The organism is Xanthomonas sp. WHRI 10204 (assembly GCF_040202875.1).
Lineage (GTDB): Bacteria > Pseudomonadota > Gammaproteobacteria > Xanthomonadales > Xanthomonadaceae > Xanthomonas.
This window is the reverse complement of sequence record NZ_JBEGDW010000001.1, coordinates 1,698,652-1,719,387: the sequence shown is the minus strand read 5'-3', so window position 1 is coordinate 1,719,387 and position 20,736 is coordinate 1,698,652. Positions and strand designations below refer to the sequence as shown.

Genomic DNA, 20,736 nt, shown 5'->3' with positions numbered 1-20,736 from the left:
CAGCTTGCCCCGGGCTTGCCAAGAGGCGGCAATGCTCAGGCCGACGGCCGGTGCAGTCGTGTCCGCAATGCATCCAGCGCATCGACCAGCGGTTGCCGCAGGGCGTCCGGCGCAATCGCCTCGAATGGCAGCTCCAGCAATAGCAGATTGGCGGCAAGCGCCGGCATGCTCGGCGCGCCCAGCCCAAGCCAGCAATGGCCTGCCCCGTCTGCCTCCAGCGCGCCCAGCCAGGGTGGGACCTGCGCGGCCAACACCTCCAGCGTCCCGGGCAGGCGCACCCTCACCCGACAGGGGAACGGCGCTTCGCCGATGGCTTTGCGCAGCAACTGCAGCGGCTCCTCCGGCAGCGCACGTGCGCCGAACCGGGCCCCGGTAAGGACCGCCAGATCGATGCGATCTGCGCGCAGCGTGCGCCAATCCTGGCGTTCGCAATCCCAGGCCAGCAGGTACCAGCGCCGACCGTAGTTGACCAACAGCGCTGGCTCGACGCAGCGGATGATGGCCCCGCCGGAGTGACGTCGATAGTCCAGCCGTAGCGTGGTGCGGTCGCGGCAGGCGCCGGCAAGCTGCGCCAGCAAGGCCGCATCTACCAGGGGGCCCGCCTCGGCAATCGGCATGCTCGCCATGGCAGCGTGTGCGGCGCTGGCGCGTTGACTGCTCCGGCGCGGCAGCAGCGGGTCCAGCTTCGCCAGCACCCGGGCCGCCGCCGCATCCATGCCGGCGATGGCCGGGGCTGCCGCGCGTAGGGCGATCGCCACGGTCAGGGCCTCTTCTTCTTCGAACAGCAGCGGCAAGGCCGCCGCACCCTGCCCCAGTCGGTAACCGCCACCGGATCCCGGCGCCGCGTGCACCGGATAGCCAAGCTCGCGCAGTCGCTCGATATCGCGTCGCAGGCTGCGCGGGTGCACCTCCAGGCGCTCGGCCAGTGCAGCGCCCGGCCAGCTGCGGCCACCTTGCAGTAAGGAAAGCAGTCGCAACAAACGGGCAGCGGTCGAAGCCATGGCGAGACGGTATTGCGGACAGAAACTGTCCGCAAGGCCTCCTTAGGATCGTCATATCAGCAATGACCTCGAAACCACCCTCACCACCAGCTGCTCTCAAGGAACCCACCATGTCCGCCGACCGCCACATCATCCTGTTCCACAATCCCCGCTCACGCTCACGCGGTGTCCTGGTGCTGCTGGAAGAGCTGGGCGCCAGCTACAGTCTGCAGATCATCGATCTGGAAAAGGAGCAGCAGCTTGCGCCAGAGTTCCTCGCGATCAACCCGATGGGCAAGATCCCGACGATCGTGCACGGCGACAGCGTGGTCACCGAACAAGGCGCCATCTATCAGTACCTGGCCGAGCTCTACCCGGAAGCCGGCCTGTCGCCTGCGCCGGGCGACGCCGACCGCGGCGCCTACCTGCGCTGGTTGGCGTTCTATGGCGCGGCATTCGAACCGGCAATCGTCGACCTTGCGCTCAAGCGCTCGCCCCCACCGCGCTCGCTCTCGCCCTATGCCGACTCCGACACCGTACTGAGCGTGGTCTACGCACAGCTGGCGCAGGGCGACTACCTGCTGGGCACGCGCTGCAGCGCAGCCGACGTGCTATGGGGCGGCGCATTGGCATGGATGGTGCAATTCGGCATGATCGACCCGCCGGCCCCGACCCGCGCCTATATCGCACGCATGACCGAGCGCCCGGCATTCGCGCGCGCTACCGGCGTCGACGCGCAGGCAGCAAGCTAGGAGCGCAAGCGCTGCCATGAGCGGGTAAACTGCCCGGCTATCTCACCCGCCTGGAATAAGCGCCATGCCCGGGACATCCGTTTCCGATCTGTCCGCGGCCACCGCAGTGGACGCACCTGCCCTGCTGCCGTTGCCGGTCGCCCGCCCTGCGGCACCCGCCGTGGTGCGGGGCAAGCTGTACATCAAGACTCACGGTTGCCAGATGAACGAGTACGACTCGGCCAAGATGGCCGACGTGCTTGCCGCGTCCGAAGGGCTGGAGCTGACCGACAACCCCGAAGACGCCGACGTGGTGCTGGTCAACACCTGCTCCATTCGCGAGAAGGCGCAGGAAAAGGTGTTCAGCCAATTGGGCCGCTGGCGCTTGCTCAAGGAAAACCGCGCCAAGGCCGGCGGCACGCCGGTGATCATCGGCGTGGGTGGTTGCGTGGCCTCGCAGGAAGGCGAAGCCATCGTCAAGCGCGCGCCGTATGTGGATCTGGTGTTCGGGCCGCAGACCTTGCATCGACTGCCGGAACTGATCCGTGCTCGGCGCCAATCCGGCAAGTCGCAAGTGGACATCAGCTTCCCGGAAATCGAGAAGTTCGATCGCCTACCAGAACCGCGCGCCGATGGTCCGTCGGCATTCGTGTCGATCATGGAAGGTTGCTCCAAGTACTGCTCGTTCTGCGTGGTGCCCTACACGCGCGGCGAAGAAGTCAGCCGCCCGTTCGAGGACGTGCTGGTGGAAGTGGCACAGCTGGCGGCGCAAGGCGTGCGCGAGATCAACCTGCTCGGCCAGAACGTCAACGCCTACCGCGGTGCGTATGGCGCCGATGCGGGCGAGGCAGCGCAGTACGCCGATCTGGGCCTGTTGATCCGCACCATCGCGCAGATCGAGGGCATTGGCCGCATCCGCTTCACCACCTCGCATCCGCTGGAGTTTTCCGATTCGCTGGTGGATGCGTATCGCGACGTGCCGCAGCTGGCCAACTATCTGCATCTGCCGGTGCAGGCAGGCAGCGACCGCATTCTGTCGGCGATGAAGCGCGGTTACACGGCGCTGGAATTCAAATCCAAGATCCGCAAGTTGCGCGCGGTGCGCCCGGATATTTCGATCAGCTCGGACTTCATCGTCGGCTTTCCCGGCGAGACCGAAGCGGATTTTGAAAAGACCATGAAATTGATCGAAGACGTCGGCTTCGATCAGAGCTTTTCGTTCGTGTATTCGCGTCGCCCCGGCACGCCGGCTGCGGACCTGGAAGACGACACGCCCGATGCGGTCAAGCAGGCGCGTTTGGCGCGCTTGCAGGCACACATCAGCGCGCATGCGGCGACCATCTCGCAGTCCATGGTCGGCAGCGTGCAGCGGGTGCTGGTGGAAGGCCCATCGCGCCGCGATCCGAACGAGCTGACCGGCAAGAGCGAGAACATGCGACCGGTGAATTTCCCAGGCAATCCGCGTCTGATCGGGCAGTTTGTGGATGTGTTGATCACCGAGGCGATGAGCAATTCGCTGCGTGGTCGCATCCAACTGGACGACAGCGCCAGCTGACATACGCGCCGCAGTTGTGCGGCGCTGCGCCGAGACAGTCTTTTGCAGCGCACACACATCGCGCGTGCGCAGCACGCGTGATGCAGTGTCGGCACACCTGAAAGATCGATGCAAGCTGCCAGCCGCATTGCGTGCTGGCGCGTGTGCTGGATTAGGCGGCGCAAGTGCTGGCGCGCGTGACTTCTGTTTCGCCTCCATGCAGTGGATTCGCTGCTTAGCGTTCTCGTGGGCGATGCGCGAGATGCATAGCCGCGTTGCCGGAGGCGATGTCGCCACCTACTCGCGCATCCGGCGATGCGTCGCAGCGCGGCGACATCGCTGCACGCAGCATTCCACCGCATCCGCTGCAGTGGTCAAAAATTCACCACACCGCTGCAACACCTTGCAGCACAAGGCGTCGTGACACTTACCCACAGGCTTTGCCGAATTCGATCCACACCGCGTGTGGACAACCTCGCAGGCACTGGTGATTTTTTCACCACATAGCTCCCAGACCTTGCGCCAGTAAGGCTGACGCAATCTATCCACAGGTTAGTGATGCGTGACTCCACAGCGCTTGTGGAAAACTGCCTGCGCGCGCAGCGGCCATCGCTGGCGCCACCGGGTTTGTTGGTGGGATCACATGCTGCGCGCTACCCTCATCTGCCGCCCTACCGACGCCGCACGCGCGCTGTCCGACCCCACCATGAACTCACCTGCCTACCGCGATTTCACCCTGGAACCCGACGACACCGAGCGCCTGGCCAATCTGGCCGGCCCGTTCGACGCGCACCTGCGCCAGATCGAACTCAAACTTGGCGTCGAGATCGCCAACCGCGGCAATATCTTCCGTATCACCGGCCCGGAGCCGGCGATCACCGCCGCGCAGACGTTGTTGACTGCGTTGTATGACGAAGCCGCCTCGACCACCTTCGATAACCATGCGATCCACTTGCGCTTGACCGATGCCAATGTCGAGCATGTGGCAGACCGTGCGTACCAGGCGCAGGACGTGGCGATCAAGGTCAAGCGCGGCACCGTGCGCGGCCGCGGCGCCAACCAGGCCAAGTACCTGCATGCGATCGCCACGCACGACATCAATTTCGGCATCGGCCCGGCCGGCACCGGCAAGACCTTCCTGGCAGTGGCCAGCGCGGTGGAAGCCTTGAACGAATCGCGCGTGCAGCGGCTGATCCTGGTGCGCCCAGCGGTGGAAGCCGGCGAAAAGCTCGGCTTCCTGCCAGGCGACCTCAGCCAGAAGGTGGACCCGTACCTGCGCCCGCTGTACGACGCGCTGTACGAAATGCTGGGTGTGGAAAAGGTGGTCAAGCTGCTGGAAAAGAACGTCATCGAAATCGCCCCGCTGGCCTATATGCGCGGCCGCACGCTCAACGATGCCTACGTGATCCTGGACGAGGCGCAGAACACCACCATTGAACAGATGAAAATGTTCCTGACACGCCTGGGCTTCGGCTCCACCGCCGTGGTCACTGGCGACTTGACCCAGATCGACCTGCCCAAGCACGTCAAATCCGGCCTGCGCGATGCGATCGAGGTGCTGCACGAGGTGGAAGGCGCCAGCTTCACGTTCTTCGAAGCACGCGACGTGGTGCGGCATCCGTTGGTGGCACGTATTGTCAACGCTTATGAAAAGCGCGACTTAGTCGAAAAGCCTGCCGAACCTGCGGCATGACGGTGTAACGATGGCGCCCTTCTAAGCGGGGCTTGGTGCAAATTTAGGACAAGCCAGAAACTGCGGAAATTCTCGGCGTGGTCATCGTGCCGCCGTAGCGCGGATCTGCCCGCGCCAATCCGCAGCGCTACAGCGTTACACTTGGGACAACGCTCTGCACAGGAAGTGCGCATGGTCGGCTATCGCGTCTTGCTCTCTGTCTGCCTATTGGGTCTTGCGCCGGCTGCGTTGCCAGCCGCAGCGGAGAATGCCGGTGCATCCTCCCGCGCTTACATCGAAACCAGTTATCTGGCCGCACCGAGGAATATTGGCCCATTCAGGCTCGCCCGCAGTTCCTACAACCCGGCCGCCAAGGTTTCGGGCGCCGGGTTTCATTACACGATGGCCGACCATTCGGAATTGAACATCGATGTCTTCGTGTATCCGGCCGGGCAACGTGATCAAGCCGAAGCCATCAAGCACGGCATGGCCGCCTTCCGCCAGGATCTTGCCGCGGCGCGTACGCAAGGCACCTATTCACGGCTTGACGAGCTGGACCAGACCAGGTTCATCTTGACAAGCGACGATGCCCCGACTCACACCCCGGCCAGCGCGGTAGATGCCCAGGTGATTGCGGCCATTGCCGATGCCGAGCGAATCGTTGGAGAAAAGTTGAAACTCAGCATGGACTTGTCGTCGTCCGGCATGCCGCTGCTTTCCACAGGCTATCTGTTCTACAAGCAGCTCTACTACGTCAAGGTGCGGGTATCGGCAGCGCAGCGAGCCATCGCGCAACCCGACTTTGACGCGCTCGCCGACCAGGCCGCACGTGCGCTCGTACCGGCAGTGAAGGTGACCAACATCGGCGGATGCGCGGACCTGACCATCCACCTCGACGCCAAGGCCAAGCCCGAGCAAGGCGCCGTGGACATGACGCGCCAGCTCAAGGCGCATCTGGGCTTCAATTGCTACACGTCGACCAAGCAGGCTGGCATCGAAGATTTGGTAAACGCCGCCGAGGTGATCGAAATCGCCTACAGCGCCGGTGACTGGAAGTCGCAGTGAGGCAGCACTCGCGCGATACTGTCACCTCTGTCTGATCTGACTTGCTGGTGCTCCCATGACCAAAGGACCCGTCCGCCTCGACGTTGCCGTCAGTTACGCGCTCCCGCGCGCCGGCCTGCCGTCGGCGGTAAGTTTTCGCAAATGGGTGGCCGCTGCGCTGAAGGGCCGCATCCGCGAGGCCGACCTGGCGGTGCGCGTGGTCGACGAGAAGGAAGGCTGCTCGCTCAATCATCACTATCGCGGCAAGGACTACGCCACCAACGTGCTGAGCTTTCCGGCCGAACTGCCCGAAGGCCTGCCCAAGGGCATCAAGATGCCGCTGCTCGGCGATCTGGTGATCTGCGCGCCGGTGGTGGCACGCGAGGCGGCCGAACAGGGCAAATCGCTGGCGTCGCATTACGCGCATCTCACCGTGCATGGCACCTTGCATCTGCTGGGTTGGGACCACGAAGACGACAAGGAAGCCGACGCCATGGAGCAACTGGAGCGAGAAATCCTGGCAGACCTGGGCATCGACGACCCGTATGCGGGGGAGCGCTGATGCGCGCGTGGTTTGCCCTGACCTGCTTGCTGCTGAGCCCGTCAGCGGTGCTGGCACAGACCACCCCGGTGCGCCCGGACCTGCCGGCGTTGATCGAATGCCGGCAGCGTATTGGCGACTTCAATGCCCTGACGCCGGTACTGGCCGACCCGCTCAAGGCAGTCGCGCTGGGCTGGACGCCGCTGGACCAGTCCAACCTGTTCATGACCGAATACACGCTCAACACGCCAATCACTGTGTTCGGCCACAGCACCACGCATATCGCGTTTTCCGGCGCCAGCGTCATGGCGATCCTGGACCTGCCCGACCCGCGCCCGCTGGCCAAACAGCTGGACCTGGAACTGGGCGTGGATAACGCCGAAAAGGTCATGTATGGCCGCGAGCTGGTCAGCGAAGACACCACCAACCCGAAGACCGGTGAGGCGATGATCGAGTCGGTCGTGCTCAGCGTGACCAACGTCAAATCGCATCCGGGCAAGACCGTGGTCGGCTGCGGCTACAGCCTGGACCTGCCATAAAACCCAGCGCCCGGCAGCGCATCCACAGCGGCTTGCCGGCTTCCTGCTAGACTGCGACCTATCGCCTGGTCTGCCGGGTGCCCTTCCCCGTCATGATGTCCGAAGACGACAGTAGCCACACCTCAGAAAACCCCGAAAAACGCCGCAGCTGGCTCGAACGCCTGAGCGCGGCCTTCTCTGGCGAACCCCATACCCGCGACGAACTGGTCGCCTTGCTGCGGACCGCCGAACAAGACGGTCTCATCGCCGCGGACACCCTGCGCATGATGGAAGGCGCGATTTCCGTGTCCGAGCTCACCGTGGGCGACGTGATGATTTCGCGCTCGCAAATGGTGTCGCTGCCGGTGGAAGCGCGCTTCATCGACCTGATGAAGCAGGTGGTCGAATCCGGCCACTCGCGCTTCCCTGTGCATGGCGAAAACAAGGACGAAGTGCTCGGCATCCTGCTGGCCAAGGACCTGTTGCGCGGCGTGGTTGCCGATAACGGGCCCGGCAATGTGCGCGAGCTGTTGCGCCCGGCGGTGCTGATCCCCGAGTCCAAGAAGCTCAACGTGCTGCTCAAGGAATTCCGCCTGTCGCGCAACCACATGGCGATTGTGGTGGACGAGTACGGCGGCGTCGCCGGCGTGGTCACCATTGAAGACGTGCTGGAGCAGATCGTTGGCCAGATCGACGACGAACACGACGATGCCGAAGAAGAGAATTCGCTGATCGCGATCCAGGCGGATGGCCGCTACGTGGTCGATGCGCTGACGCCGATCGAGGACTTCAACGAACGCTTCGGCGCCGAATTCCCGGATGACGAGTACGACACCGTGGGTGGGCTGGTGACCGATGCGATCGGGCACCTGCCGGAGACCGGCGAAGAGTTGACCTTGGGCAGGTTTGCGTTCCGCGTGGCCAAGGCCGACACGCGCCGTGTGCACGCCTTCCACGTCACCATCCTGCCGCCCGACCCGCAGGACGACGCTTGAAGCTCGCGCGCCGTCACGCCACGGTGCGATGCGGCCGTGGTGGCTGGCAATGGGTCGCGTCCTGGGCGCTGCTCCTGCTGACGCTGCTGGTGGCGCCGCTTGTGTCGGCCCAGGTGACGCAGGCTGCTGCCCCGGCTAGCACACCGCCACCGCGCGTCGGCGTGGTCACCATGCAGCCGGGCGAAGTGTTCTTCGAGCGCTTCGGGCATGACGCCATCGTGGTGGTCGACCCGCTCACCCAGCGGGCAACCTCGTACAACTTCGGCTTCTTCGACCCGAGCGAGCCGGACTTCGTGCCGCGCTTCACCCGCGGCGAAATGATGTATTACCTGGTGGCGTTGCCGCTGGAAGAAGACCTGTCGCAGTACCGCGACGTTGGCCGCGGCGTCAGCGTGCAGTGGCTGGATCTGCCGCCGGAGCAGGCGCGCGCGCTTGCCGATGGCCTGGCGGTCCGCAGCCGGCCGGAAAACGCCCGCTATCACTACGATTACTTCGAAGCCAACTGCGCCACCATGGTGCGCGACACGCTGGACCGTGCCATGGGCGGCGGTTTGAAATCGCAGCTGGCTGGCCGCTCGCGCGGCAATACCTTCCGCAGCGAAGCGGTGCGCCTGGCCTCCCCTGCCCCGTGGATGTGGCTGGGCTTCGACCTGGGGCTGGGGCCGTACGCAGACCGCTCGCTGTCGCGTTGGGAAGAAGCGTTCGTACCGATGCGGCTGGCCGACAGCCTGACCCAGGTACACAACAGCGCCGGCCGCCCCTTGGTGCAAGCCACGCAGGTACTGCTGCCGCACCGCATCGCCCCGGAACCTGCCGACCAGCAACGCCATTGGTGGCCGTGGTTGCTGGTTGGCCTGGCGCTTGCAGCCGGCGCGCTGGCACTGCGTCGCAAACCACGCTTACTGGCCGGCCTTGCGCTGCCGTTTTGGTTGCTGTGCGCCATCGGCGGCGGCCTGCTGGTGTACCTGTGGGGCTTTACTGCGCACCAGTCCGCCTGGGCCAACCGCAATCTGCTGCTGGTCAATCCGCTGTGCGTGCTGCTGTTGATCGGCGGCATACAGTTGCTGCGTGGTCGCCGGCCCGGACGCTGGTTCGATGGACTGCGCTGGTTGGTGGCCGCAGGGGCCTTGCTGGCCATGGTGATTCACTGGCTCTCGTTCCAGGCGCAATACAACCTGCAATGGGTGATGCTGCTGTTGCCGGTCCACGCCGCGCTCGCGATCGCTCTGCAGCCGCGCGACTTGCCGCTGCGTCAGCGCTGATCCAGGATGCGCGCATGAACAACCACGGTCGCCATCCGGACAACCCGTCCTGCGTCATCACCTGCGCGTACTACGACGGTGACGGCAAGCGGCACGACATCAGCCTGGAGCAGATCAGCGATGTGCTGGAGCGCCCGGATGGCTTCGTCTGGGTCGGCTTGTACGAGCCGCAGGAATCGGTGCTGCACAAGTTGCGTGACGAGTTCGGCTTGCATGATCTGGCTATCGAGGATGCGCTCAAGGCGCACCAACGCCCCAAGGCCGAGAGCTACGGCAATTCGTTGTTTGTGGTGGTCAATACCGCGCAACTGGTCAACGAACGCATCCGCTACGGCGAGACGCATGCGTTCCTCGGCGCACGTTTTCTGCTGACCGTGCGCCATGGCGCGTCGCTGTCCTACACGCCGGTCCGCCATCGGGTCGAACGCGAGCCGGCGATGCTGCGCAAGGGCGCGTCGTTCTGTCTGTATGGCGTGCTGGACTTTGTGGTCGACAACTATCTGCCGATCATGGACGAGTTTCGCGACACGCTGGAAGGCCTGGAAAAAGACATCTTTGCCGACAATTACAAGCGCGAAACCGTGGTGCGCCTGTATGAGCTCAAGCGCGAACTCAACAAGATGCGTCTGGTGGTCGCCCCTTTACAGGACGTGCTGTCGCATCTCAAGCGCAATCCGGGCGCGTTGATCCATGACGAGGTCGGCATCTACCTGCGCGACGTGCTCGATCACGCCGTGCGCATCAACGACGCCATCGACACCTTGCGCGAGATGCTGGGCACCGCCTTGAGCGTCAACCTGTCGATGGTGACGCTGGCGCAGGGCGAAACCGTCAAGCGCCTGGGCGCCTGGGCCGCCCTGCTCGCCGCACCGACCCTGATCACCAGCTGGTACGGCATGAACTTCAGCCACATGCCCGAACTCGACAAGCCATACGCCTACCCCTTACTGGTGGGCGGTGTGGTGGCCTCGTGCCTGGTGCTATATCGCCTATTCAAGCGCGCCCGGTGGCTGTAGGCCGCTTTGCGGCCGGGATTGGGGAGTGGCGATTCGGGATTGGTTGGAGCGGGTTGGCTGGTTGCTGATCGAGCTTGAGTGATGGTTGAGTTTGAGCGCTGTTGCGTTTGATCGTTCGATCAATCCTGTTTGAAGGCTGGTGGTTTCTGTTGGCGCGCGCTAGCCAACGACCAGCTGATGCGTACCCTCATCCGCCCTTGGGGCACCTTCTCCCGATGGGAGAAGGAAGCGCCGTTGCTTGACGAATCCCTACTCCCGAATCCCCACTCCCGGCACTCAAGCCACATAGATCGTCTTGATATTCATGAACTCGTGGATGCCGTGATCGGCGAGCTCGCGGCCAAATCCTGAGCGCTTGATGCCACCGAATGGCAGCCGTACATCGCTCTTGACCACCGAATTGACGAAGGCGGCACCGCACTGCAATTGCTGCGCGACGCGCTCGCCGCGCTTGGCGTCTGCGGTCCACACACTGCCGCCCAGGCCGAAGGTGGTGTCGTTGGCCACACGTATCGCTTCGGCTTCGTCGGCCACACGAATGATCGAGGCCACCGGGCCGAAGAATTCTTCGTCGTACGCCGGCATGCCGGGTGCGACCTGGTCGAGGATCGTGGCCGGGTAGCCGGCATGCGAGCCCGGCACCGGTGCGCCGCCCAGCAATACCTTCGCTCCCTTCTCCACGCTGGCCTGCACCTGCTTGTGTAATTCGTCGCGCAAATCGGCGCGTGCCATCGGTGCGAGCGTGGTGCTTTCCTGTTGAGGGTCGCCGACCACGCGCTCGGCGGCGGCGGCGACAAAGCGTTCGATGAATTGGTCGGCGATGGCATCGACCACGATGAAGCGCTTGGCGGCGATGCAGGTCTGCCCGCTATTGTCGAAGCGCGACTGCACCGCCGATTGCACGGCGTGCTCAAGATCGGCGTCTTCCAGCACCACGAAGGCGTCGCTGCCGCCCAACTCCATCACGCATTTCTTCAGCTGGTCGCCGGCATTGGCGGCCAGCGAGCGGCCGGCACGTTCGCTGCCGGTCAGCGTGACTGCAACAATGCGGTCATCGCGCAGCACATCGGCGGCCTGGTCGTTGTCGATATGCAGCACGTCGAAAACGCCCGGCGGAATGCCGGCAGCATCGAGCACGTCTTTCATCGCATCGGCGCAACGCGGCACGTTGCTGGCGTGCTTGAGCAGCGCCACATTGCCGGCCATCAGGCCCGGCGCAAGAAAGCGAAACGCCTGCCACAGCGGGAAATTCCACGGCATCACCGCAAACACGCAGCCCAGCGGTTCATAGCGCACATAGCTGGACTGCGCCTCGGTTGGAATCTCGCGCGGCGCCAGATACTCGGCAGCATGGTCGGCGTAATACGCGCAGGCCTGCGCGCACTTGTCGACCTCGGCCAGCGCTTCGCGGCGCAGCTTGCCCATCTCGGCGGTCATGATGCGCTGCAGGTCGTCGCGCCGTTTGGTCAACTCTTCGCCGACCCGGCGCAGCAGGGCGCCGCGCTCGGCCAAGGGCAGTGCTGCCCACTGCGGAAACGCCTTGGCGGAAGCGGCCAAGCGCGCCTCGATGGCGGCGGCGTCCAGCGTCTGCTGGGTATGTTCGACCTGGCCGTTGGCAGGGTTGACGGTGTCGTAGGACATGACGGTCTCCAGTTGCAAGACGCCCAATGCTAGTCGCCGGGAAGTTGCAGCCGCGTCACAACCACTGCAAATTGCTGCAACGCTGTGTTTACCCGCACCGCGACGCAATGCCGCACCTTCACCGCACAGCTCTCTGATCAATGACCGCTGGGATCACGCTCCCAGACGAGGTACCGAAAGCAGCCTTGCCCTGTTCAGACGGTCCAACCGCGCATTGCTCCAGCATGCGCTGTGGCAGCTTCATCCATCCATGGAAGACCACCACGATGCGCCGGAATCTCATTGCTCTCGTTGTACTTGGCACCAGTGCATGCCTGCCGGGATGTGCCGTCCTCCAGGACCTCTTGCGTGGCCCGCGGCCCGGCCGGGTTTGTCACCGTGCGCTGCAACAGCCTGATGCCCGATCCCGCGCAACCCTGCGAGGACGAGGCACTGCATGCGTGCTCGGACACTGCCATCCGCCAACTGATCACCGCGCAGTCGTCGCCGAACATGGTCACGATCTTTCCCGATAAGCGAAAGTCCAAGGACGACGGCAAGGACAACCGCAAGGACCGCGCCGATGAACAACCTAGAGTCGAGCAACACGGCTACGACATCAGGGCCGAGTATCAGTGCTACCTGACCAAGCCGCAGCCCTGGGACAACGGATACACGCCTCCGGCCAGGTAGCCGCCGCGGCTCCTACTGGTGTGCCCAGCGTCCGGCGGCCGTCGTAGCCGTCGTCCAGGTCGGTGGCTTGAGCGTTCGCACCTGTCTGATGGCCGCTTGCTGCAGTTCATTGGCCACACTAACGCGGGCACCTGCTCAGGGAGCCGCTTGCAGCGCCAGTTGCTGATCGCGCAGACGGCGTTTTTCGCTGCGTGCCAGCAGCCACCAACCGATCACTGCGGCGACCGACACCGCCAGCACCATCACTGTGGCCAGTGCGTTGATCTTGGGGCTGATGCCCAGCCGCACCGATGCGAACACCTTGATCGGCAGCGTGGTCGAACTCGGCCCGGCCAGGAAGCTGGCAATCACCACATCGTCCAGCGACAGCGTAAAGGCGAGCAGCCAACCCGATGCGAGTGCCGGGGCGATGATCGGCAAGGTGATCAGAAAGAACACCTTCAGCGGCGTGGCCCCCAGATCCATCGCGGCTTCTTCCAGCGAGCGGTCCAGCTCCTGCAGGCGCGAGGAAATCACCACGGTGACAAACGACACGGTGAAGGTGACATGCGCGACCCAGATCGCCACTGCCCCGCGCGGTGCGATGCCGAGCACGCCGCCCATCGAGACCAGCAACAGCAGGATCGACAAGCCGATGATCACCTCCGGCATCACCAGCGGTGCGGTGATCAGCGCACCGAACAGCGTTTTGCCGGGAAACCGCCGCATGCGCACCATCGCCATCGCGGCCATCGTGCCCAGCACCATCGATGCGCAGGCGGTCCAGAACGCAACTTCCAGACTGACCCAGGCCGCCTCCAGCAATTGCCGATCGCGCAGCAACTCGCCATACCAGCGCGTCGAAAACCCGCCCCACACCGTGGCCAGGCGCGAGGCGTTGAACGAGTACACCATCAGCAACAGGATCGGCAGATACAAAAACCCGAAACCCAGCGCGAGCACACTGCCGCCCAGCACGCGCCCACCGCGCGAGGCGCGCATCATGTCAGCCGCCCTTCCAGCTCGCGCTGCTGGTAACGGTGGAAGATCACGATCGGCACCAGCAACAACACCAGCATGACCGTGGCCACGGCAGCGGCCACCGGCCAATCGCGATTATTGAAGAACTCGCCCCACAACACGCGGCCGATCATCAAGGTGTTGGGGCCGCCCAGCATTTCCGGAATCACAAACTCGCCCACCGCCGGGATCATCACCAGCATGCAGCCGGCCACGATGCCGTTACGCGACAGCGGCAAGGTGATGCGCACAAATGCTTGCCACGGACGCGCGCCCAGATCGTAGGCCGCTTCCAGCAAGCGGTTGTCGTGCTTGACCAGATTGGCGTACAGCGGCAACACCATGAAGGGCAGATAGCAGTAGACGATGCCGATGTAGGCGGCGACGGGCGTGTACAGCAACTGCAATGGCTGCTTGATCACGCCCAGCGCCAGCAGCGCCTGATTGAGCAGGCCGTTGCCGTCGAGAATGCCGATCCACGCATAGACACGAATCAAGAACGAGGTCCACGATGGCAGCACCACCAGCATCATCGCCACGTTGCGGGTAGCCGACGGCAAGCGTGCGATCACATACGCCATCGGGTAGCCGATCAACAACGCCAGTGCGGTGGAGATCGCCGCGATCTTGATCGAGCCCAGGTACGCGGCCACGTACTGGCTGTCGCGCAGCAGCGCCAGATAATTGCCTAGATGCAGCTTGACGCTGAGGGCGCCATCGGCCGCAGATGCGAACAGCGGCGTATATGGCGGCATCGCGATGGCGCGCTCGGCAAACGAAATCTTCAGCACGATCAGGAACGGGATCGCGAAGAACACCAGCAACCACAGGTACGGCGCGGCGATCACGCCCCAACGCGCACCCGGCAAGCCGCGACGGGAAAGGCGCGGCCTCATGCGGTAAGCACCACGCCGTCGTCCTCGCCCCAGCCCACCCACACCGCATCGCCCCAGGTCAGCGCTTCGCTGGCCCAGCGCTGGCGATTGGCGAAGTTGGCCATCAGCTTGACCCCGCTGGGCAGCCGCACGTGGTAGACCGAATGGCTACCGAAATAGGCGATGTCTTCGATCACGCCCTGCGCCTTGTTGCAGGCCTGCGTGGGTTCGTCCTTGCCGATGGCGAGTTTTTCCGGACGCAGCGCAAACGCCACCGCTTGGCCTTCGAAGCCGGTGATACCGTGGCCGATACGGATAGGGGCGTCGAAGGCCGGCGTCTTCAGCGTGACGTAATCGGGCGCGTCTTCGGCGATGACGGCGTCGATCAGATTGACCGAGCCGATGAATTCGGCGGCGAACCGGTTGGCCGGTTGTTCGTAGATTTCATCGGGCGTGCCGACCTGCTGGATCCAGCCCTGATCCATCAGCGCGATGCGCGTGGCCATGGTCATCGCCTCCTCCTGGTCATGGGTGACCATCACGCAGGTGACCCCGGAGGTTTCGATGATGTTGACCAGTTCCAGCTGCATCTGCGAGCGCAGTTTTTTGTCCAGCGCGCCCATCGGTTCGTCCAGCAGCAGTAGTTTGGGTCGCTTGGCCAGCGAGCGCGCCAGCGCGACACGCTGCTGCTGGCCGCCGGAGAGCTGATGCGGCTTGCGCCTGGCCAACGCGCCCAGCTGCACCAGCTCCAGCATCTCGCCGACGCGGGTGGCGATGGCGGCCTTCGACAGGCCTTCCTGCTTCAGCCCGAAGGCGATGTTCTGCTCCACGCTCATATGCGGAAACAGCGCGTAGGACTGGAACATCATGTTGATCGGGCGCTCATACGGCGGCAGCGCGTCGATCGGCTGGCCATCGAGTGTGATGCGCCCCTTGGTGGGTCGCTCGAAGCCGGCCAGACAACGCAGCAAGGTGGATTTGCCGCTGCCCGACCCGCCCAGCAGCGCAAAGATTTCGCCCTTGCGGATCTGCAGGCTGACATCGTCGACCGCGACAAAGCCATCGAATTCCTTACGGACCTCGCTGATGGACAGGTAGCCGGCATCCGCAGGGGTGGACAGGGGCGGCAAGGCGTCGGTCAGTGACATGGTTCCTCTCGATGACGGCAAACGCAGGCGCCGGGGGTAGAGCCTGCGCGCCATGATGGCAAAAGCATGTATCGGCTGTCGGGCGCGTGCGCGTCTGCGCGTCTGCGCGTCTGCGGCTGAGAGTGACGATCAAGCGGCATTGCGGCAAGTGTCCGTGACTGCATCAGTGGTGACTTGTTTCGATTGGAGAAGACATCGCCGGGCAATACCAGCCAATCAAGCGGGGCCAACGCTAGACGAGCAGCTAACAAAACAACTGTGCTCAACGCCAGGCGGGCGGTGCTCAGTGCTCAGTGTTCGTTGCGGCATCTACCACTCGTACATTCCGGTTCCTCCGGGCCGTCCGCATCCACCTGACGATTGCTGGCTCCGTTGTGTTGGCCGCTCCAAGTTGGTCTGATCAACCGGATATCCGGATGCAGAACGCACGCCGTCCAAACGTGTAAGACGATGCGTAAATCGGTATGCAAGCCGTCCTCGTCGGTGCGTGTTTTGGTCCAGCAAAGTCCTGGTCTCCAAACTCACTGACGGGGCTTCTGCAAATTCCATCAACCCGATGACGTCCGTGCCACCAATCCTCCCGATGCAGACCGCATGCGCAACCCTCACCGACGCGCGGCAATGGCAATGGCAGCGCAGGCATGCATACATGCATGCCTGATTGAAGCCCATCGACCATAGACAACGGTCAACGCGTCTCCTGCGGCGCCTCGCTCCAGCCCAGACCCAGACTCTTTTGCAGCGCGACGTAGTTGACCAGTAACTGCACCTGCGCCTGCGCGGCGGCGTCCTGTGCGGACAACTGCTGGCGTTGCACGTCGAGCAGATCGATCGACGAGGTTGCGCCGGCATCGCGGCGTTGCTGCATCAGTCCGGCCGAGCGCGTGGCCGAGGCTTCGGCCTGGCGCGCGACCACCAGCTGCTTGCGCGCCGAACCGAAGCGCGACAACGCGGAGTTGGCGTCCTGCAATGCCGCCAGTACCGCGCCCTCATAAGCCGCCTCGCGGCCGGCATTGCCGGCACGCGCCTGTTCCACCTGCGCACGGGTCTTGCCGAAATCGAAGATCGACCAGCGCAGCATCGGCACTGCCAGGGTGGTCAGCGCATCGGAGTTGAAGTCGCTGGGCGAACCGGCTACCCAGCTCAGCCCACCCAGCAGGGTCACCTGCGGGAAGTAGCCATTCAACGCCTCGCCGATCTGCGCGCTGGACGCGGCCAGCTCGCGCTCGGCCTTGCGCACGTCGGGGCGACGACGGATCAACGCGCCGGCATCGTCCACGCGCACGTCGGTGGGCAACATCGGCAGTGGCTGCACCGCCGCCAGTTGCGCGTCCAACGCGCCGGGCTCGCGTCCGACCATCAGCGCGAGCTGGTCCAGCGCTTCCTGCAACTGCATTTCCAGCGGCAGGCGCTGCGCTTGCTGCTGCTGCACCTGGGTAGCGATCTGCTCCACCTGCAGGTCCGAGGACGCACCGCGCTCGCGGCGTTGACGGGTCAATGCCAGCGATTGGCCGATCTTGTCCAGGTTGGCATCGGCAATGGCGAGGCGTGCCTGCAGCCCGCGATAGTTGAGGTACACCTGCCCCACTTCGGCGGCGAGCTGCACCTGCGCATCGGCCAGCTCGGCTTCGGAGGCCTGCGCTTGCGCCAGCGCGCCCTCGGCGGCGCGACGACGGCGGCCGAAAAAATCCAGCTCCCAACTGGCATCGAAACCGGCGCTGTAGATCTGGGTCTTGTCCAGATCCAGTGCCTGATCGCCTGCAGCTGGCTGTTGACCGGGCTGGCCCTCCTGCAGCCCGCCCAGCGTGTCCACGATGGTCTGCGGCGGCTCGGCATAGGCGTAGATCGCACTGGCATTGAGCTTGGGCAAACGCTCGGCGCGGCGTTGCCGGGCCAGTGCGCGGTTGGCGCGCAGACGCGCTTGCGCCGCGCGCAGATTGGGGCTGTCGGCCAACGCCCGGGTCACCAGCTGGGTGAGCTGCGGGTCGTTCAATTGCTCCCACCAGTGGTTCAACGGCGCGGCGGCAACCACCTGCGCGCCGCTGGCGCGATGCAGCGCGGGCGCCTGCATGGCCGCATCGGCCACCGGCGGTGCCTTGGTGTAGTTGGGGCCGACCATGCAGCCGCCCAGCAACACGGCGCTCAGCGCCGCCGCCAGTGGCATGCGCATCGGGCGCAGGGAATCAGTGCATTGCAAGGTGCGCCCCCTTGGGTAACGGTTTGAGCAAAAAAGCCAGCGGGATCGTGCAGACCACGATCACGCCGAAGATCCAGAACAGATCGCTGTAGGTCATCACCAACGCCTGCTGTTGCACCAGTCGCGCCAACTGCGCGATCGAGCGGATGGCCGCCTCGCCACCGGCGCTGCCCTGCATCTGCGCGCTCAGGCCAGCCAGAAAGTCCTGCGCGCGCGTCGCATTGGCGGTGATCGCGCTACCGATGGTTTCGGTGTGGAAGGTCATGCGGCGCTCCTGGAAGGTGGAGATCAGCGCCAACCCGACCGAGCCGCCCAGGTTGCGGCCGGCATTGAACAGGCCCGATGCATCGCCGGCCAGCTCCGGCGGCACCGAAGAGATGGCCGCCTGATTGAGCGACATCATCGCCAGTGCCAACCCGCAGCCTTGCAGCAACTGCCCGGCAACGAAATGCGTGCCGACGGTGTCGGCGGTCAGCGACAGGTTGACGAAACACGCCGCGGCAAAACAGATCAGCCCGGCGATCACCAGGATGCGCACGTCCACCACGTCCAGCAGCTTGGGCATCATCGGCATCAGCAGCACGGTGGGCAGGCCGGACAGCAGCAGCACGTAACCGGCCTGCTCGGTGTTGTAGCCGGAGATCACCGCCAGAAACTGCGGAATCATGTACATCACGCCGAACAGGATCATGCCCACCGCCATGATCATGATGAACACCGCGCCGAAACTGCGATGCAGCAGCAGCGATAGACGGATCACCGGCGCGCGCTTGCGGAACTGGCCGACCACCAGGGCAATGAATCCGCTCAAGGCGATCAGGCTCAGCGTGTTGATTTCGCTGGACTCGAACCAGCGTTCGCGCTGGCCTTCTTCAAGCACGACGGTGAGCCCGCCCAAGCCCGCAGTCAGGCCGTAGATGCCCAGCCAATCGGCATTGAGCAGGCCCGCCCAATCGGCCTTTTCATGCTTAAGCCCCAGCAGCAGTAACGCCACCAGGCCGACGCAGATCGGCACGTTGATGAAAAACGCGTAATGCCAGCTGACGTTTTCGGTCAGCCAGCCACCGAGCAGCGGGCCGATCACCGGGCCCATGATCACAGTCATGCCGAACAAGGCGGTGCCCATGGTCTGCTGGCTGGGCGGCAGCCGGGTCGCAACGATGGTCAGCGCGGTAGGAATCAGCGCACCGCCGGCCAGCCCCTGCCCGACCCGGCCGATGATCATCATCGTCAACGAGGTCGACAACCCGCACACCACCGAAAACGCGGTGAACATCACCGCGCAGATCAGCAGGAAGTTGCGCAGCCCCAAGGTGCGCACGAACCAGCCGGTCAACGGGATCATGATGATCTCGGCGACCAGATACGCGGTGGAAATCCAGGTGCCTTCGGTGCCGCTGGCGCCGACCTCGCCCTGGATGGTGGGCAGCGCAGCGTTGACGATGGAGATATCCAGCGTCGCCATGAACGAGCCGATGGTGCCGGCCAGCACCGCCAGCCAGGCGCCCGGCTCGGCCTTCTCGCGAGTCGCGCTGCCGCCGGCACTCGGGCCGGTGGCTGCCGCTGCACTCACTGCGCGCGCTCCTGCTCCTGCACGCGGTCGGATTCTTTTTCAGCACGCTCCTTGGCGTCCTTGGCCGAGCGCGTGTCCACCGTCACTTCCACCGACATGCCTGGCACCAGCACCTTGCGCGCCTCTTCGCCGGCCAACACACGGATACGCACGGGCAAGCGCTGCACCACCTTGGTGAAGTTGCCGGTGGCGTTTTCCGGTGGCAACAGCGCGAACTGCGAGCCGGTCCCGGGCGACAGGCTTTCGACCTTGCCGTGCAGCTTCACCCCGGACAGCGCGTCGACCTCGATCTCGGCCGGCTGGCCGGGACGCATCAGGCCGACCTGGGTTTCCTTGAAGTTGGCGATCAGGTACAGCGATTCCTGCGGCACGATGGTCATGGTGCGGGTGCCGGCGGCCAGGAACTGCCCCACCTGCACGGTCTTGTCGCCGACGCGGCCGTGGATCCGGCTGGTCAGGCGCGTGTCTTCCACCGCGATGCGGGCCTGATCGGCGTCGGCGGTGGCCTGCTTCACCCCGGCCTGGGCCTGCTCCAGTTGCGCCGTGCTGGCCTGGATCTGGCTCTGCGCCCCTTTGGCCTGCGCCTGGGCCGCGTCGTACTGGGCGCGGGCGCGCGCCAGCTCGTGCTGCAGGCTTTCCTGATGCTCGTGGGTGTCGGCGCCTGACGCCGCCAGCGGCGCGAAGCGCTTCACTTCGGCCTGGGCGAAGGTGAGGCTGGCAGCGGCAGCAGTGACCTGGGTACGTGCCTGCACCAGCGCCGATTCCTGCGCAGAGACATTGGCCGTGGCCGCAGCGATATCGGCCTGGCGCGCGGCAATCGCGGCCTCGGCCTGCTGCAGGGTTGCCTGGTAAGTGCGGTCGTCGATCTGCAGCAGCGGCTGGCCGGCGTCCACGATCTGGTTGTCGCCCACCATCACCTTGGTCACATAGCCGCTGACGCGCGGCGCCACCGCCACCGAATCGGCCTGCAGATAGGCGTTATTGGTGTCCTGCATGTAGCGGCCCTTGATCAGGTAATAGGCCAGCCAGACCACCAGCAAGACCAGCACCAGCACGCCCACCAGGATCAGCGTCCACTTGACCTTGGGGTTCTTCAACGGCGAAGGCTTCTGCTCCTGGTCGTCGTGCGCGTCGGCGCCCTGCGCATCCGCGGTCTGGCTGCGGCCATCGTTGGACGGGTGGTCTGCTTGGTTGCTCAAAGGAAGCGTCCTGTAGGTCGTGGGCGATGCGCGCAGCGGCATGCCGCATCAGCGGCACGGCGAAAGCGGCGGAACCATGCAATTATTTGAACTCGTCAGTACAGGTTGCGTGATGAGGCCAGTCAGCTGGGGCTGAGGC

18 protein-coding genes and 1 other RNA gene are annotated in these 20,736 nt (G+C 64.6%); 11 read left to right on the top strand and 8 right to left on the bottom strand.

Annotated features, from left to right (window positions below):
- Positions 1-35: 35 nt before the first annotated feature.
- Positions 36-1,001, bottom strand: a complete 966-nt coding sequence (locus ABQZ00_RS07470) for a helix-turn-helix transcriptional regulator (RefSeq protein ID WP_323537198.1) — start codon at positions 999-1,001, stop codon at positions 36-38.
- 110 nt (positions 1,002-1,111) lie between these two features.
- On the opposite strand from ABQZ00_RS07470, the gene ABQZ00_RS07465 reads away from it, so the two are divergent.
- The 9 genes from ABQZ00_RS07465 to ABQZ00_RS07425 all read left to right on the top strand — a co-directional run bounded on the left by ABQZ00_RS07465 (position 1,112) and on the right by ABQZ00_RS07425 (position 10,293).
- Complete coding sequence (locus tag ABQZ00_RS07465; protein WP_323537199.1) at positions 1,112-1,732, top strand: glutathione S-transferase family protein; 621 nt, start codon at positions 1,112-1,114, stop codon at positions 1,730-1,732.
- A gap of 64 nt (positions 1,733-1,796) precedes the next feature.
- The gene (miaB, locus tag ABQZ00_RS07460) at positions 1,797-3,266 is read left to right on the top strand and encodes a tRNA (N6-isopentenyl adenosine(37)-C2)-methylthiotransferase MiaB (RefSeq protein ID WP_323537200.1); all 1,470 of its coding nucleotides are present in this window, start codon (positions 1,797-1,799) and stop codon (positions 3,264-3,266) included.
- A gap of 685 nt (positions 3,267-3,951) precedes the next feature.
- Complete coding sequence (locus ABQZ00_RS07455) at positions 3,952-4,938, top strand: PhoH family protein (RefSeq protein WP_323537438.1); 987 nt, start codon at positions 3,952-3,954, stop codon at positions 4,936-4,938.
- A gap of 171 nt (positions 4,939-5,109) precedes the next feature.
- Positions 5,110-5,982: a hypothetical protein gene (locus ABQZ00_RS07450; RefSeq protein ID WP_323537201.1), complete on the top strand. Its 873-nt coding sequence runs from the start codon at positions 5,110-5,112 to the stop codon at positions 5,980-5,982.
- A gap of 55 nt (positions 5,983-6,037) precedes the next feature.
- A complete protein-coding gene (ybeY, locus tag ABQZ00_RS07445) occupies positions 6,038-6,523 on the top strand; it encodes an rRNA maturation RNase YbeY (RefSeq protein ID WP_055851860.1) in 486 nt (161 codons plus the stop codon).
- Positions 6,523-7,041: a hypothetical protein gene (locus ABQZ00_RS07440; RefSeq protein ID WP_323537202.1), complete on the top strand. Its 519-nt coding sequence runs from the start codon at positions 6,523-6,525 to the stop codon at positions 7,039-7,041. Before ybeY ends, ABQZ00_RS07440 begins: the two co-directional genes overlap by 1 nt.
- A gap of 95 nt (positions 7,042-7,136) precedes the next feature.
- The gene (locus ABQZ00_RS07435; RefSeq protein ID WP_055852298.1) at positions 7,137-8,015 is read left to right on the top strand and encodes a CorC family transporter; all 879 of its coding nucleotides are present in this window, start codon (positions 7,137-7,139) and stop codon (positions 8,013-8,015) included.
- Positions 8,012-9,277, top strand: a complete 1,266-nt coding sequence (locus ABQZ00_RS07430) for a lipoprotein N-acyltransferase Lnb domain-containing protein (RefSeq protein ID WP_323537203.1) — start codon at positions 8,012-8,014, stop codon at positions 9,275-9,277. Before ABQZ00_RS07435 ends, ABQZ00_RS07430 begins: the two co-directional genes overlap by 4 nt.
- 14 nt (positions 9,278-9,291) lie before the next feature.
- Positions 9,292-10,293 carry a magnesium and cobalt transport protein CorA gene (locus tag ABQZ00_RS07425; RefSeq protein WP_115527960.1) on the top strand — a complete coding sequence of 334 codons (1,002 nt, stop codon included), beginning with the start codon at positions 9,292-9,294 and terminating at the stop codon, positions 10,291-10,293.
- 276 nt (positions 10,294-10,569) lie between these two features.
- Here the strand turns inward: ABQZ00_RS07425 and ABQZ00_RS07420 are convergent, their stop codons facing one another.
- A complete protein-coding gene (locus tag ABQZ00_RS07420; protein WP_323537204.1) occupies positions 10,570-11,934 on the bottom strand; it encodes an NAD-dependent succinate-semialdehyde dehydrogenase in 1,365 nt (454 codons plus the stop codon).
- Positions 11,935-12,282: 348 nt separating this feature from the next.
- Here ABQZ00_RS07420 and ABQZ00_RS07415 point away from each other — a divergent pair, with 348 nt between their 5' ends.
- On the top strand, positions 12,283-12,606 hold the full coding sequence (locus ABQZ00_RS07415; RefSeq protein ID WP_323537205.1) for a hypothetical protein: 324 nt from the start codon (positions 12,283-12,285) through the stop codon (positions 12,604-12,606).
- A 135-nt stretch (positions 12,607-12,741) separates the two neighbouring features.
- Here the strand turns inward: ABQZ00_RS07415 and ABQZ00_RS07410 are convergent, their stop codons facing one another.
- From ABQZ00_RS07410 to ABQZ00_RS07400, 3 genes are read right to left on the bottom strand one after another with little or no spacing between them, the layout of a single operon-like run.
- Positions 12,742-13,590 carry an ABC transporter permease subunit gene (locus ABQZ00_RS07410; RefSeq protein WP_055851842.1) on the bottom strand — a complete coding sequence of 283 codons (849 nt, stop codon included), beginning with the start codon at positions 13,588-13,590 and terminating at the stop codon, positions 12,742-12,744.
- Positions 13,587-14,501: an ABC transporter permease subunit gene (locus tag ABQZ00_RS07405; protein ID WP_323537206.1), complete on the bottom strand. Its 915-nt coding sequence runs from the start codon at positions 14,499-14,501 to the stop codon at positions 13,587-13,589. Before ABQZ00_RS07405 ends, ABQZ00_RS07410 begins: the two co-directional genes overlap by 4 nt.
- Entirely contained in the window at positions 14,498-15,628 is a 1,131-nt protein-coding gene (locus ABQZ00_RS07400; RefSeq protein ID WP_311238636.1) for an ABC transporter ATP-binding protein, read from the bottom strand. Before ABQZ00_RS07400 ends, ABQZ00_RS07405 begins: the two co-directional genes overlap by 4 nt.
- A 307-nt stretch (positions 15,629-15,935) precedes the next feature.
- On the opposite strand from ABQZ00_RS07400, the gene ABQZ00_RS07395 reads away from it, so the two are divergent.
- Positions 15,936-16,011, top strand: a non-coding RNA gene (locus tag ABQZ00_RS07395) — sX9 sRNA.
- Between the two features lie 305 nt (positions 16,012-16,316).
- Here the strand turns inward: ABQZ00_RS07395 and ABQZ00_RS07390 are convergent.
- From ABQZ00_RS07390 to ABQZ00_RS07380, 3 genes are read right to left on the bottom strand one after another with little or no spacing between them, the layout of a single operon-like run.
- The gene (locus ABQZ00_RS07390) at positions 16,317-17,807 is read right to left on the bottom strand and encodes an efflux transporter outer membrane subunit (RefSeq protein WP_055852292.1); all 1,491 of its coding nucleotides are present in this window, start codon (positions 17,805-17,807) and stop codon (positions 16,317-16,319) included.
- Positions 17,808-17,811: 4 nt separating this feature from the next.
- Complete coding sequence (locus tag ABQZ00_RS07385; protein ID WP_115562271.1) at positions 17,812-19,398, bottom strand: MDR family MFS transporter; 1,587 nt, start codon at positions 19,396-19,398, stop codon at positions 17,812-17,814.
- Positions 19,395-20,597, bottom strand: a complete 1,203-nt coding sequence (locus ABQZ00_RS07380) for an HlyD family secretion protein (RefSeq protein ID WP_055851830.1) — start codon at positions 20,595-20,597, stop codon at positions 19,395-19,397. Before ABQZ00_RS07380 ends, ABQZ00_RS07385 begins: the two co-directional genes overlap by 4 nt.
- Between the last annotated feature and the right edge of the window lie 139 nt (positions 20,598-20,736).